This window comes from Bacteroides sp. MSK.20.12, from assembly GCF_019052435.1.
In the GTDB taxonomy this organism is placed as follows: Bacteria; Bacteroidota; Bacteroidia; order Bacteroidales; family Bacteroidaceae; genus Bacteroides; species Bacteroides xylanisolvens.
The window spans coordinates 160,829-176,792 of the sequence record NZ_JAHQVH010000003.1 but is presented as its reverse complement, the minus strand read 5'-3'; the positions used below and the strand labels follow the sequence as shown (position 1 = coordinate 176,792).

The window sequence follows — 15,964 nt, the reverse complement described above, 5'->3', positions numbered from 1 at the left end:
AATTAAATACTAATAGTATGTTCACAGTAAACAGTTATTTATTGGCAGTTATATTCTGCATCGTAACCATGATTTGTTGGGGTTCCTGGGGTAATACCCAAAAACTAGTTTCCAAAAATTGGCGTTATGAACTTTTTTATTGGGATTATGTGATTGGAATGGTATTGTTCACCATCTTGCTAGGCTTCACTATGGGTAGTCATGGAGATACCGGACGTTCATTCCTGGAAGATCTGGGACAAGCATCAGGAGACAGCATTGGTTGGGTTATCTTGGGGGGCGTAATATTTAATGCTTCAAACATTCTTCTTTCAGCGTCTATTTCCTTGGCTGGTATGTCTGTAGCTTTTCCTTTAGGAGTTGGCATTGCATTGGTATTAGGGGTAATCGTCAATTATCTGGGAATTCCAACTGGTAATCCTTTGCTTTTATTTGGCGGTGTAGCTCTCATTGTTATTGCTATCATTTGCAATGGAGTGGCTTCCGGAAAAATGCAAAAGGGAGAAGAAAGCAGGAAAAACAACAAAAAGGGAATTATCATTGCATTAATTGCCGGTGTACTGATGTCTTTGTTCTACAGGTTCGTAGTGAAAGGTATGGACGTAGAAAACTTCAATTCTCCTGCTATAGGAATGATGACTCCTTATTCTGCCATCTTTGTTTTTTCAATAGGCGTATTACTAAGCAATTTTGTTTTCAACACATTAGTAATGAAATATCCTTTTGTCGGAGAAAAAGTCAGCTACTCCGAATACTTTAAAGGAAACACGAAAACTCATATATGCGGAATGCTTGGTGGAGCGATATGGGGACTTGGTTCCGCGTTCAGCTATATCGCATCAGGAGAAGCTGGTCCGGCGGTATCTTATGCACTAGGACAAGGCGCACCACTTATTGCCGCTATTTGGGGAGTATTTATCTGGAAAGAATTTAAAGGTTCAACGAAATCTGTTAATCAACTACTGGCCTTGATGTTTATCTTCTTCCTGGTTGGTTTGGGAATGATAGTAGTTGCCGGAAACTAATTATTAACCTTAAATAGAACAACATGAAAAAGTATTTTTACTTATTAGCCATGCTGGCAGTAGTACTAGGTACGACTGCTTGCAGTGATGATGACAATCATCCCAGTACAAACATTCTGGATAAACCGGAAGTTACTGTTCCTGATGTAAAAGAGAGTTCTGCTGTTATTACATGGAAAGCCATAGGAAACGCAACAGCTTATATTTATAGCTTGAACAACGGTAGTGAACAAAGTACTGACCAAAATACAATTCAACTGACAGGTTTAGAGCCGGAAAAAAGTTATACATTCAAAGTAAAAGCTCAAAAAACCGGATCAATCTATTTTGAAGATTCAGACTATGCAGAAATCACTTTTACAACAACCTCTGAAGTAACAGTTTATCGAATAGCCACTTTTGCGGACGACTGGGATAAATGGTATTACGAATATAATGATAATGGTACTGTAAAACGTGTATACAGGTTATATGAAGGAGAATTGGATAGAGAATGGCTCTTTGCTTATGATGGAAATAATATCACAGTGACAGGTAAGAACGCATATAACATGACTTTAAATGACCAAGGTTATGTTGCAACTTTTGTAGATGGTTCCAACACTTACGAATATACTTATGATGAGAATGGCTACATGACCAAAGTTGAAAAGAATGGCAATATTGCATCTAACATCACCATAGAAAATGGAAATATTATGCAATGGACCAGATTTTCAGATGGAGTAGAGCAGTTTAAAGTTCAGACCTATTCTGCCGTGCCTAATGTGAGCGGAGCACATTGCATCTATGCGGAAAGCAGTGGAGCTAGTCGTTGGCTGGTTGAAACTGGTCTCTTTGGAAAAGCTTCGGCTAATTGCCATACGAGCAGTGGTTGGCAACATTCATCCAGTACAGCTACTTACACATTCGAATATGACGAAAATAGTTGTATCAAAGAGGAAAGCAAAAACTATGACGGATATATAGAGAATTTCTATTATACATATTTCTCCGAATAGCACTTTATGAAATAACTAATTCATGGAGGTGTGTCTAGAAGTCTGGCGCACCTCCATGAATTATAAAGTTATTAGAGACTTTAGACTGTTATATCCAGTAAAACCTCTCCCCTTACATTCAGCACCTTAATCCTCAATTCATCGTTCTTCTTTTCCAGAATCATCACCGTAGCACTGTCCATCTTATATCCTCCACCAATAATAACTGGATAATTATTACCCAGTTCCCCTTTCGGATGGTAAGCGTATTTATGGGTATGTGCATTCAGACTGACATTAAAAGGTGCTTTTTCCAATAATTTAGTCCACAGATCTGCACAGAGATTCTTTTCATAATTACCGTAAAGCGGAATATGATGAATAAGGACACGTTTCTTTGCTTTCTTGAATTCTTTGGCAGACAGTTCTTTTTTCAGAAAATCAACCTGTTCATTACGCAATTGAGTAAAATCGTTCAAGCCATAATATACCCAATGGTCGTCCGGTTTATCTTCTCCACAATCCAACATGACGATACGGGTATCTCCCCAGTTAAAAGAGGCATAAGTTTTATCTCCCACATAATCAAAATGGTCACGCAAACCGATAGAATAGGCATTGCGGATTTCATGGTTGCCACGCATAAAGAAAGTCGGTATGCGATCGCCACACACTCCTTCGGTCAGTTCACTGATAAATGTGGTTGCCTGCTCGTGATCCACAGGATCATCCACACAGTCACCATTGAAAACAACAAAATCATACTTAACATCCTGTATTTGTTTACATAGAGTACGGAAAGTATTGGTATGTTGATGCAAATCATTAAAAACAATAGCGGTAAAAGACTCTGTATCAGCAACAGGAAGAGTAAATTCACTGAAGGTCGATTGTGCTGTATTTCCAAATACCTTTTTATATGCCTGATAAAGCAACATCTCTTGCGAACACACACGATAATAATATTTCTGTCCGGGCTGTAAGCCATCTATACGTATTTTATGCAGCTTGTTATTACAGACCACCTGACCGTCAACAATCATACGCGCACGTTCCAGCCGGGTAGTATCTGTGCCATATTCCACCCAGCAATAAGAAGGAACGGTTGTTTCCCACATCACAGTAATGCCATTACCCACAGGATTCTGCAAATAAGGTTTAGTACGGAATATCTTGTCTGCCTTTTCAGCGGTACGCAATTCCACAAGTATGGGACGATGGTCGGAAGCCATTGGCTCATTAACTACTCTCGCAGATATGACAGCAAATCCGGTAGCGTTTTGCTTTGACGCGGCAATATAATCAATGGTCTCTTTTGGATCGGGAGCAGGATAAGTATGCTTTTCCGGATTGGAGAGTATTTGAAAATCCTTTTGCAATTCTTTGATGAAATCGGATTCAGGTTCAGCATTCATATCCCCGGCTAGAAAAAGAGGCTTTTTATAGGAAGCAATCAATGACTTCACTATTTCCAAAGATTTCATACGGTCTTCTTCCGTTAATGACAGATGAGTACAACAATAGATATAATCCTCAAATTCTGCCAGAATCAAGGTGCGGGCCTCTTCTCTACCAGGTAAAGGGATAGCTTGTAAACGTAGCGGAACTTGCTTTGTCAACAGTCCGATTCCATATTTACCTCCTTCAAACTCTATAGCAGGTGCAAAACAGGCATGCATCTGTGTACGTTCAGCTATTTCACCCAGCACATATTTCTGTCTGCTCCGACGGGTCATACTGTCTACCTCTTGTATAGCCACAACATCAGGAGAAGCATTATTTATCACATTGGCTACCCGTTGAAAACTACAAATATCATCCATGCCGTTCGCATTTTTAATATTATAAGTCATCAGTCTCAATGTATGTTGAGCCTGTACTGGAAAAATAAATAGGATGACGGAAATGAGTAAAAAGATCTTTTTCATGTTCTTCATTTTTGGGGGTTATGTTAAGTTTCCCCAAAGGTAAGAAAAAAATAAAAAGCCACAAAGATACGGATTCATACCTTTGCGGCCTCTTATTGTTAAGAATAGCTTTTCTCTAAATGGGGGGGGGGATGAGAATAAAGCTATATTATTTACAAGGTCGATTTATTATCTCATTATTTCTTTTGCCACTTTGCGGTAGTATCCCACATTTGCGGATCTACGCTATTAAAGTGCCAAAAACCGATTTGAGAGATTCCCAGTTCATCAGCTAATTCAAGTAGCGCTTCCGTACTTCTGGCATCACTTGCATAAAACAGATGCCGATTACCATCAGTACCATCATACAGATACATGTTTACCTTTTCATAACATAACCAGGTAGGAGAAGGCAAAATTCCATTTATACTGTCAGGCACAGATTGGTAAACCTGCCTTCCTTTGATGTCACCAGTTACAGCATAATCATTTGCATAAGCAGGCAGAGCCATCACTAATTTATCATTCGGAATGTGTTTCATCCAGAAAAGCATCGCCTCTTTAGTCCATAGATAATTAGACGTAGGTCCAATGCCCATACAATCATCCCTATGTTTGAGCTCGGGCTTATCTATCCCAGGTGCAAAATACATATCGTAACACATCACTCTAATTAAGTCGCAGGTAGTATTCAAAACTGCCGGATCGTGAAACATCTTAGTTTCGTTATCCTGATACAAAGCCGGATAAAAACTAACGCAATGGCTTAATTTCTTTCCAACAGCATGGAGTTCTTTTGAAGCAAGTTTCAGGAATTCGGTATATGCATCCTGAATATCAGGGCTCAAATGTTCGAGATCAAGATCTATTCCATCATATCCATTTGCATTGCAATCGCTTACATACTTCTCAACAAGTGCCTTTCTTTTCTGTGGCGTATCAATCGTTTCTTCATTTCCACCTACAGCCTGATATACTTCGATATGATTCTGATGACACTCATCGATAAATGATTTCGGAGGATTCCCGAAAACGCTAATGGAACTAATTATCTCTTTCACTGGCTCTATATCCTTAAAAGAGCTTCCATCTATATAGACATACCAAGGAGCTACTTTCTTCTCCTGGGTGGTGGAAGAGAGTGTTTCCTGCTTGCAGGAAACACTCGTCATTACCAACATTACACAGCATATAGCTGTTCCAATTATGCTTAAATACCTCATTGAATGTAAAGTAAACTGTTATTCTTCATCATAATTATACTTCTTATATTCTATATAGTCATATTTGACTGTATATGTCTTTGCAGTAGGCTTATCTCCTTGCCAGCCACCTCCATCAGCAAAGGTCATCATTGAGAATCCAAATTTAAACTGTGCCGGAGTATACCAGGTAGTAAATGTTTTCGCCACTTCACCATCTATAATCCATGCCGCCCAATATGCACCATCTGCATTAAGTCTAAGGTCAATAGTCAAAGTGTGTTTACCCGGATCAATAGGTACACCGTAAACTCCCATAGCCTCTGTATAACAACGTACCAGCATCTGGCCTGGAACAGGAGGAACCGTACAAGCCGCACGATCATTTTCAGTACCCGAGAAAACAAACATAGAGAATGACCTTTCTTCAGCGTTAGTTGCAGCGATATTACCACCTGCCAACCATTTTTCACCTACCCCTACCAAAGGAACATCTATTTCCCATGTATATTTTCCAGCTCCCACTTCCGGACTATAAACGAAGTTATTCCCGTTAGATAGATTCAAACTTCCATCCGCAATCGTTCCTCCATTGTTAGTCCATCCAACAGGAACAAAACCAGCTTCCTCAAAGTCCCACTTCACTGTTGTTCCCTCTGGTTCGGGAGGAAGCTGACCTTCGATAATCGGCTTCATTGAATAATCATAAGGAACATATTCAAGATAATCAAATAAGGCATAATTTTCTTGAGTTGCCGCATGATCGCCCATACCATAAAGATTCTCGACACTAGATATAGCACGGAAATAAGCCTCTTCACCATAATCTAATTGTGCCCTCTTTAAAACTTTACCATCAACCGACCACTCCGCCAGATATTTCTTATTCTCTAACTTCAAATCCAATACAAACGTATGCCAAGCATCCCCCTTAATAGGCGTGAATTCAGAGAAAAAAGGATTAGCCTGACTAGTCACAAGGCACAGCATATCATCTGGTCCGGCACTATGTGCTGCACGGTCTGCAGCTGTACCGGAACAAATTTCAAAATCCAATTCATGCCCATCGTCAAAATATAAAAATGCTCCAATACTGGCCCGGTCATTCATTCCGAATTTAGGGACATATATCCTCCATTCATAACGACCTGATCCGAATTGCGTTGTTGTCTGCACCTTGAAACGGTCCCCATTAGTACCTTCATACTCTTCACCTGCCCGGGTATAGATTCTTAACGCTTTTCCATCTTCACATTCGTCATTATCTACGATAGTGATCGGATTGATCCCTGCCACAAGCCCCGTCTTTTGCAATCCAGTAAAGTCACCGTAATTATAAATGGTTCCTTTATAGCCATCCTGAATAACTGTGATGGTTCGAAGTTCAGCACCTTTCGCCGCTATAGTCAAGGTTGCACTGCGTTTTGGGCCGTTATTCTTATCAGCAGAAATTGTTAGCGTACCATTACCAGTTCCTTCCAAAGGAGAAACTGTAAGCCAATCACCACCTGCCTGATCCACTGCAACTTCCCAAGCTGCTTCTGACGTAATATCTACAGTCTGAACTTCAGTAGAGGAGACTCCGAATGTTAAAGCATTTGTGGAGATTCCGCATGCAACAATCTCTGTTTTCTCTTTGAAGCTATCACCGCATGATACTAAAGAGGCATTACATAATACACCTATTGCTAAATATAAATATCTTAGTTTCATAATGATTGTTTTTATTGTTTCATTCAGTTCTTCAAATTCGGATTAATAGACGAATCTACAAAAGGACGGGGAAGATACATTTTACTGTCATTCCACGTACCAGATACGGAAACAGCTTCTTTCCTGAAGACTCCGGGAGCCACTTCAATCTCCGGATTTAATTTTCTGTATTCAAAATGATCTTTAATGCGATTCATGCGAAACATATCCCTTGCTCTAGTGGCAATATTTCCCCAATAATATCCGGCTATTTCCCAGCCATGTTCATTATAGGCAGCTTCTGCCAGATCATCATACGACATGGTTGTCTTATAGATATCCCGGTCTGCAACAACAGATCCATTGGCACGATTGCGTACCTCATTCAATAAGTTGACAGCTTCCGTGATACTGCCTGTTTTTGAACGACCTACGGCTTCGGCATACCAGCAATATACTTCTGCCAAGCGAATAATCTGATGCGTCTTTTCTCCATTCTGATTCATCGAAATCTTCGGATTCGTATAATCGAATTCTTCTCCAGTGGTCGTTTCTACTTTCTTCATGAAACAGGGAGCAACAACCACACGCGGCGCTTCCGGATTGGGGTCTTCCCACCAATCACGCAACTTAGTTTCATTCTTCAATATGATTTTCGGGAAATAAGATGCATCTTTGCGTGAGCCTTCCGGGAAATCATACCAGAATTTAATTTCTCCGTTCGTATCTCCCCATCCACCGCCACCATAAGCATAGTCTGCCAGGAAATCAGCTAAAGGGGCATTGGTAAGTGCATCTATTCCCAAATTATAGTAAACGCCAAGCAACACTTCAGGATTATTCTTATTATACTCCATCGAATATACTTGCTTATAATCAGGTAATAACTTGTAGTAATAAGTACCTTTCTTCGAAGCATCGATTACTTCCTTTGCCTTTGCAGCGGCTAGTTGATAATATTCTGTTCCCTTGTTCAACGGCCATCCTGCCATTGCCATATACACATAAGCCAATGTTGCTTTTACAGCTCCTTGACTAACAGCAATGTTTACCCCGTTTCTTGCGTAGGGTTCTTTAGTATAATTAGCAGGCACCATTGTCTCTGCCTTTTTCAGGTCAGAAACAATCAGTTCGTAAATTTCAGAAACGGTTGCCAATGGCATGTTATAATTGATTTCATCTTTCACAACCATAGGTACCTCTCCCCAAGCCATTACAAAATAAAAGTAAGAATAGGCACGCCAATAATAAGCTTGTCCAATGGCCGCATCTTTCTCTTCCTGGCTCACTTCCGGAGTTCGTCCGGCATTATCTATAATGAAATTAGCCGCTTTTACCAATCTCCAACGAGCACCCCACAATTCAGTCACCCAAGTGTTGTTGTCCGAAACATTATAAGTATCTACCTCACGCAGCCCCTGCTTATTAGCTGCAGGGTGTGTAGAAATATCATCACCCATCACTGATTCGAAACCTGCCCAAATATTTGCATACATATCACTCGCAACTTTGGAATACATTCCATTCAGAGCCAAGTCCAGATCACCTTTTGAATTGAAGAAATTAGTTACCGCCAACTGCCCTTTAGGATCTTCTGTCAGTAAATCCTGGCAAGACACCATCCAAAGTGCTATCAATGCTAGTCCGACAGATTTGAATATTCTATATATTGTTTTCATATCCATGTATAGTTAAAAGATTAAAAGTTAAGTTTCATACCAAAAGTGAATGTTCTTGGAACAGGATAAGATCCCATATCCACACCATTAAAGCCATAATCGGATTCACTGTACACTTCTGGGTCCATACCTGTGTATTTCGTTAATGTAAACAGGTTTTGAGCACTGACCGACAGTTGAATATCGGCTACTTTCGTTATCTTCTTAGGAATATTATACGTAAGGCTTATATTTTTCAGTTTCACAAATGATGCATCTTCAAGCCAGAAATCGGAATCAGGATAGTTTCTATTATCTGAATTTTTATGACTTGCATACACAGCATCTGCTTTATTGGCTACTTTATCCCAACTTTTGTAATAAGCATCAGATAAAGAGATGAAACGATATACACCTGTCATAGATCCCATCGCATAGCGGCTTACATTCAGTCTATCTTGTCCTAATGCAGCATTGATAAAGAGATTGAGCGTCCAATTTTTCCAAGTAAATGTATTATTCCATCCGAAAGTCCAATTAGGCTCGGCCTGCCCTTTAGTAACCAGATCGTCAGCACCCGGATTGGTTGTCAAACTTCCATTAGATTGATGTTTATACAAGTTGGCGCCCTGGTCATTAAAGTTTGCCCATTCATAAAGATAGAAAGAACCAATCGGATACCCTACTTTTTTAATTTGAATGGGACCACCGCCAATACTTGTATAATTCTCCCCAACGATAAAATCACTACCTGCCAGATCGATTATCTTATTCTTTAAATAAGATGCATTCAGCGATGTTTCCCAACCAAATATATCTTTGTCTGTCAAAGGAGTAGCTGTAATGGTGAATTCAACACCAGAGTTTCTAACTTCACCTTGGTTGACCCAGAAAGAGCCACCTCCGTTATACTGAGGAGCAGGTTTGCGAAGCAACAGGTCCTTAGTATCCTTTCGGAACCATTCGGCTGTAAAACTCAAGCGACCGTCTAAAACACTGGCGTCCAAACCTATGTTATACTGATAGGTGCTTTCCCAAGTTACATCCGGTGTAGCGAGATTTCCAGTCCAATAACCGGTATGGATTGCATCGCTACCATAACCGTCATAATTTGTAGGAGCCAACATACCCAATGTTGTGTAAGCACCGATACTTTGATTACCAACAACACCAAAACTGGCTCTTAGTTTCAATTGCTGGACAATGTTTTGTTTACTCATAAAGTTTTCTTTAGCAACATCCCAAGCAACAGCTGCTGACGGAAAATATCCCCATTTATTCTTCTTCTGAAACTTAGATGAACCATCGGCACGGAAAGTACCTGTCAGCATATACTTTCCTTTGTAATTGTACATAATTCGACCAAGCCCGGACACAATAGCTTCTGCGGAATAGCCATTCTCTCCATCGCGTGTCTTTGCATTTTTTGCATTCCAATAACCAACAAACTCATTGGCTAAATCACTTCCGGTCAGTTTTAGATTTCTGCCTTCGGCACCACTTGCTTCAAATACAGCTGTTGCAGTCAGATGATGATCGCCGAAACTTGTGTTATAAGTCACATTATTGGTATTCTGCCAGAATAGATTCATCCTGCTCGCATTTTCCATACCACTAATTTGTCCGGGTTTTGCTAATGACGAGGTGAAAGAGTAACTCGGAACATGAGAGTAATTAGCAGCACCCTGTACAGACAATGTCAACCCTTTCATTATTTTGAAAGTCAAATCCATATTAGTATTCAAAGCATACACGTATGAGTCACCATAATTTGCGACACGTGCACCATAAGGGTTTCCGTTTACTGAATTATAAGGGTCCATATTATAAACGCCCGTTACCGGATCTTTCATTTCCATCGTAGGAGAATAGTTCAGGAAGTTCATAATGTCAATACCCCCATTATGACTGTGAGTACGTGAAGCATTAATTTTGGTAGAAAGTGTCAACCACTTGGTGAGTTCATTATCCAAATTTATCCGTAACTGTGCACGTTGATACTTGGTCGTGATGGTCATGGCTGTCATATTCAGTACATTGGCTGAAATAAGATACTTATTTTTAGCCGTTCCACCCGAAATACCTAATTTATAGTCCTGACTAATACCGGTCTGCAACATCAAATTCTGCCAGTCAATGCCTTTGGAGCCATTCTTATAGGCTTCCATCTCATCATCTGCAAATGAGATACCATTATACTCCTTTAATGCAGTCGCATATTCATAAGCATTCAGTAAGTCATATTTTTTAAGAATGTTCGATACGCCTATAGCCACATCCGCATAAATCTGCACTTTACCTTCCACCCCTTTTTTAGTAGTTACCAATACCACACCATTAGCACCGCGTGAGCCATAAATAGCCGTTGCCGAAGCATCCTTCAGAACTTCAATAGATTGAATGTCAGCTGGATTTACATCCAGTCCACCAGACATAATGCCATCGATGACATACAAGGGGTCATTGCTGGTATTAAGAGAAGTAGTACCACGAACACGAACTTTAACTGTACCACCAGGTAAACCATTTACGCTCGTCACTGCCACACCTGCAGTACGTCCTTGCAGAATATCTTCCACCCGCTTTACCGGCTGATCCTTAAATTGTTTGGAAGAAACAGAAGCCACAGCACCTGTTATATCTGATTTTTTCACTACACCATAGCCGATGACCACTACCTCACTCAATTGGTTCTGATCTTCCTGCATTGTAATCTTCAAACTGGTATTCGTTCCCAGTTTAACCTCTTTAGTCACGTATCCGATATAAGAGAATGATAGTGTAGAGCCAACAGGAGCACTAATCGAGAACTTTCCGGAAATATCCGTTACGGTACCAGTTTGTGCATCTTTAAGAGTTACGTTGACACCGATGATAGGTTCATTGCTGTCGGCATCCATAACAGTACCCGAATACTGCTTTGCAACCTGTGCATAAGTAGATGTAACTGCTGCAAAAAGAAATAGTAGCAAGCAGCCAAGCGTTTTTCTTAGATTATCCATATACTTTTCATTTAGTTAGAATATAATAATATTAGATTTTTAGGAATTTTAGATACAAGTCAAGGCATTCAAAATGTTCCCAACATTACTCCGCCACCTCTTCATTCTACAGTTTTAGGATGTATTCATAGTAAATAGTCTTTTTTTTAAGGTTTAATACTATTCCGTATTTAGTGTCAACTATGCAAATATAGGTGCAAAGCGTGGAAATAGAGATCAAATAACATCCATAATTAGTCCGCTACTGTTCAAAAGGAGTATTCTGGATATCCTTTCTAGCTATCTAATGAGCTTTGTGGACAAAAGAAGATGAAATCTATTGTACAGTTTCATAACTTCTTTTATATTTGCTCTATCAAAAGAACATAACTATGTCAAAAGCACACGTACTAAAGAGGTATTCTTTTCTAATCTGGATATTATTCTTTGTTCTTTCTACCAAGGCTGAACAACAAGACTACTACTTCAGACAAATTTCTTTGGAACAGGGATTGTCACAATCAAGAGTGCAGTGCATTTACAGAGATCATCAAGGAGTCATATGGATAGGTACCAAATGGGGATTAAATAGTTATGACCAATCTGAACTGAAAAGTTATTTTCATGACCGGGAGCAGCCCAACTCATTGCCCGACAATTTCATTCGTTTTATTACAGAGGATCGTTTAGGCGATTTATACGTTTCTACCAATAAAGGAATTGCCATCTACAATAAAGCAGAAAATCAGTTTCAGCCATTGAAATATAACGGGAAGCCATTTAACGCTTGGTCTTATCTTCAAATAGGTGACAATTTCCTGTTTGGAGGAGAAGAAACTTTATACCAATACAATCTGACGGATAAAAGTATTACGACGATCTTCCCCGACATCGATGGAGACAAGTTAAAATGTATCAATCGCATCTTTCAGTGGAGTCCCGATGTGCTGATAACCAGCAGTAAAAAAGACGGGCTTTGGATGTACGACTTGATAAAAAAGAAAATGTATCGATGTCCATTTGTAAAAGAGCGCGAGATAAACACCATATTTGTTGACTCTCAAAACCGGCTTTGGGTATCATTCTATGGCAAAGGAATAGCCTGTTACTCGAAAGAGGGGAAAAGGCTTTTCAGTTTATCCACCAAAAACTCCGGGCTCAACAACGATATCATTTTTGATTTTCTTGAAAAAGACAACCAACTTTGGATAGCTACTGACGGAGGAGGTATCAACATACTTGACTTCCAGACTATGAAATTCTCTCATCTTAAACATATTTCCGATGATGAACAATCCTTGCCGAATAACTCTATCTACCGGCTTTATAAAGATCAGATGGACAATATATGGATAGGCAGTATACACGGAGGATTATTCGCCATTAAGAAAGTGTTCATCAAAACCTATAAAGATGTTCCACTGAACAATCCCAATGGAATTAGCGAACGTACCGTGGTTAGCATCTTTGAAGATAAGGATACATTGCTCTGGATTGGAACAGACGGAGGAGGTATCAACTCATTTGACCAAAAAACGAATACATTTCATCATTACCCTACTACATACGGGGAGAAAGTTACCTCTATCACAAATTTTTCTGAAAATGAGCTCTTATTATCATGTTTTAATAAAGGGGTATTTACCTTTAATAAGAGAACCGCACAGATGCAACCTTTTCCCATTATCAATGACTCTATTTCGAAAAGAGAATTTTCATCCGGTGATTTGGTAAATCTATATGCTACAAAAGATAATATTTACATATTAGGAGCAAAAGTCTATATCTACAACAAGCATACCCGGCAAACATCTATTCTCTACGCACCCCAAATAGACATTCAACGCCAAATAGCTATGCAGGCAATTTATTCCGACGATACGCATCTGTATCTAATGGGAACCAATAACCTGTTTAAACTAAACTTCAAAACCAACGAACTGTCTTCATTAGTCAATATGAAAGAGGGAGATGATTTCACATCGGCCTGCCGGGATGATAAAGGTAACTTTTGGATAGGAAGTAATTTCGGACTGCTCTTCTATAATAAACAGACTGGAAAAACAGAAAAAATACATACCAACTTGTTCAACAGTGTATCCAGCCTTGCCTATGATAAAAAAGGAAAAGTCTGGATAGGAGCGCAGAACATGTTCTTTGCGTATATTATCAACGAAAAACGTTTTGTTATCCTGGACGAATCCGATGGAGTTCCTTCCAATGAATTGATATTTACCCCTATTCCTGCTCTTCGTACTCCCAATCTGTATATGGGAGGTACTATGGGACTGGTACGCATTAATACGGATATTATTTTCGAAAGCAATTCGTCTCCTATTCTCAAGCTACTTGAAGTAAAACTGAATGGTAAATCAACTCTGAAACAGGTTAATAATAACTGTATTTCGATTCCCTGGAATCATTCATCGTTCAACATTAAAGTGATTGCTGACGAAAAGAACTCCTTCCGAAAACACCTTTTCCGGTATGTCATCACAGGAAAAGACAAAATGGTGATCGAGAGTTATCTCCAGACACTCGAATTGGGTACATTAGCATCAGGAGAATATACCATCAGCGTATCCTGCGACACCTCCAACGGTGAATGGAGCCAGCCGATAGAGATCTTAACTATTATAGTCTCACCTCCTTGGTGGAAATCTATCTGGTTTATTATACTATGCATTTTCTTTGCATTTCTAGTGGCAGGAGTGGTCTTCTTTAGTTTGATAAGAAAAAAAGAAAATCGGCTGAAACGTGAGATGCGGGAACATGAGAAGAAGATATATGAAGAGAAAATACGCTTCTTAATCAATATCAGCCATGAGCTACGTACCCCTTTGACACTCATCTATGCTTCCCTGAAACGAATTCTAAATAAAGAGGTGAAGCAAGACGAGCTACCGGAATATCTACAGGGGGCATTCAAACAGGCAAATCAGATGAAAGATATTATCAACATTGTGCTTGATGCACGCAAAATGGAGGTAGGACAGGAAGTGCTACACATCTCTTCGCATCCTTTACACAAGTGGATACAGGAAGTGGCAGAAACATTTCAAACTGCATCTAAAGCCAAAGAAATTGAAATTACATACGACTTTGACGACAGTATACAATCTATCGCGTATGATGACACTAAATGCAAAGTTGTTCTTTCCAATCTGATTATGAATGCTTTGAAATATAGTCCTAATCAGACTCGTATTGTTATAAAAACCATCCGTACAAATGAAAGTATACAAGTACACGTACAAGACCAGGGAATCGGATTGGATAATGTAGATATAAAGAAGCTCTTTACCCGTTTCTACCAAGGCAAACATAATGAGGGAGGAAGTGGTATCGGTTTATCTTATGCTAAAATGTTGATTGACTTACATGGAGGTAGGATGGGCGCTTTCAATAATAAAGACAGAGGGGCCACATTCTTTTATGAAATACCGGCTAATCTACAAGAACAAGAAGTATCATGTCCTCAACATTCCTACCTCAACGAACTTTTAAGTTCTCCGGAGGAAGAAGAGAAAATAGAATCCGGGGCTTTCTCTCTACAAGGATACTCACTGTTGATTGTAGAAGATAAACAGGACTTAAGAGAATTCTTAAAAAATGCTCTTAAGGATAAATTCAAGAAGATCTATCAGGCAGAAAATGGATTGGTAGCGCTGGAAGTTATTAAGCAACAGCAACCGGACATTATAGTAAGTGATGTAATGATGCCACAAATGAATGGCTATCAGCTATGCAAGGAAATTAAAGAGAATCTGAATATTAGCCATATCCCTGTTATTCTACTTACCGCCAGAGCCGATTCTGAAAGCCAGATGTTAGGATACAAATTAGGAGCCGATGCCTATTTGCCCAAACCATTTGAAATGGAAATGCTCCTTAGCGTGATCCAGAACCAGATGAGAAATCGTGAATATATTAAATCCAGATACAGGGGCAATCAATTCATTCTGTCTCCGCAAGAGGCTACTTTCAGCAATGCGGATGAACAATTTATGATCAAATTGAATGAAATGATCGATCAGAATCTGTCTCAACCAGATTTGGACGTAAAATTCCTGACTGCCCAAATGGCTATGAGCCGGACATCCTTATATAATAAGGTCAAGGAACTGACCGGCATGGGAGCAAACGATTATATCAATCGTAGAAGAATCGACAAAGCAATCATTCTTTTAACTCAGTCTGACATGAGCATTACTGAAATATCAGAGCAGGTAGGTTTCACTTATCAACGATATTTCAGTACGTTATTTAAAGAAATGAAAGGAATGACTCCTTCTCAATTCAGAGCACAACATGGTTCCACCCAACAACAATCAGAATAGATTCAGCACTTTAGTTTATCATTTATATAGAAATTATACTCCCCGGAACAGAGCGATTAGGATTTCCAGTGCAGATTTGGACGTTTCATGATTTGAAATGACTAAAATCTGATGAGTAGAATAAAGCATTCGACTACTTTTGCAGCAAGCAATTGATAGAAAACGAATACACTTAAATT

General features: G+C 39.4%; 8 protein-coding genes. 3 read left to right on the top strand and 5 right to left on the bottom strand.

Translation table 11 applies throughout. The features are described 5' to 3' along the window. Positions 1 to 17 precede the first annotated feature (17 nt). Positions 18 to 1,025 carry a GRP family sugar transporter gene (locus tag KTR06_RS02770; RefSeq protein ID WP_008642584.1) on the top strand — a complete coding sequence of 336 codons (1,008 nt, stop codon included), beginning with the start codon at positions 18 to 20 and terminating at the stop codon, positions 1,023 to 1,025. A 23-nt stretch (positions 1,026 to 1,048) separates the two neighbouring features. Further along, positions 1,049 to 2,026, top strand: a complete 978-nt coding sequence (locus KTR06_RS02765; protein WP_004296463.1) for a fibronectin type III domain-containing protein — start codon at positions 1,049 to 1,051, stop codon at positions 2,024 to 2,026. An 80-nt stretch (positions 2,027 to 2,106) separates the two neighbouring features. Here the strand turns inward: KTR06_RS02765 and KTR06_RS02760 are convergent, their stop codons facing one another. The 5 genes from KTR06_RS02760 to KTR06_RS02740 form a co-directional block, all read right to left on the bottom strand. Then, the gene (locus KTR06_RS02760) at positions 2,107 to 3,933 is read right to left on the bottom strand and encodes an endonuclease/exonuclease/phosphatase family protein (protein WP_217289942.1); all 1,827 of its coding nucleotides are present in this window, start codon (positions 3,931 to 3,933) and stop codon (positions 2,107 to 2,109) included. Between the two features lie 176 nt (positions 3,934 to 4,109). Beyond that, the gene (locus KTR06_RS02755; protein WP_032841992.1) at positions 4,110 to 5,093 is read right to left on the bottom strand and encodes a glycosyl hydrolase family 18 protein; all 984 of its coding nucleotides are present in this window, start codon (positions 5,091 to 5,093) and stop codon (positions 4,110 to 4,112) included. Positions 5,094 to 5,153: 60 nt separating this feature from the next. Beyond that, positions 5,154 to 6,827, bottom strand: a complete 1,674-nt coding sequence (locus tag KTR06_RS02750; protein ID WP_008642576.1) for a BACON domain-containing protein — start codon at positions 6,825 to 6,827, stop codon at positions 5,154 to 5,156. Between the two features lie 23 nt (positions 6,828 to 6,850). Beyond that, complete coding sequence (locus tag KTR06_RS02745; protein WP_008642575.1) at positions 6,851 to 8,485, bottom strand: RagB/SusD family nutrient uptake outer membrane protein; 1,635 nt, start codon at positions 8,483 to 8,485, stop codon at positions 6,851 to 6,853. Between the two features lie 20 nt (positions 8,486 to 8,505). After that, on the bottom strand, positions 8,506 to 11,466 hold the full coding sequence (locus tag KTR06_RS02740) for a TonB-dependent receptor (RefSeq protein ID WP_004302470.1): 2,961 nt from the start codon (positions 11,464 to 11,466) through the stop codon (positions 8,506 to 8,508). 371 nt (positions 11,467 to 11,837) lie between these two features. On the opposite strand from KTR06_RS02740, the gene KTR06_RS02735 reads away from it, so the two are divergent. Further along, positions 11,838 to 15,785 carry a two-component regulator propeller domain-containing protein gene (locus tag KTR06_RS02735; protein WP_120067279.1) on the top strand — a complete coding sequence of 1,316 codons (3,948 nt, stop codon included), beginning with the start codon at positions 11,838 to 11,840 and terminating at the stop codon, positions 15,783 to 15,785. Positions 15,786 to 15,964 lie beyond the last annotated feature (179 nt).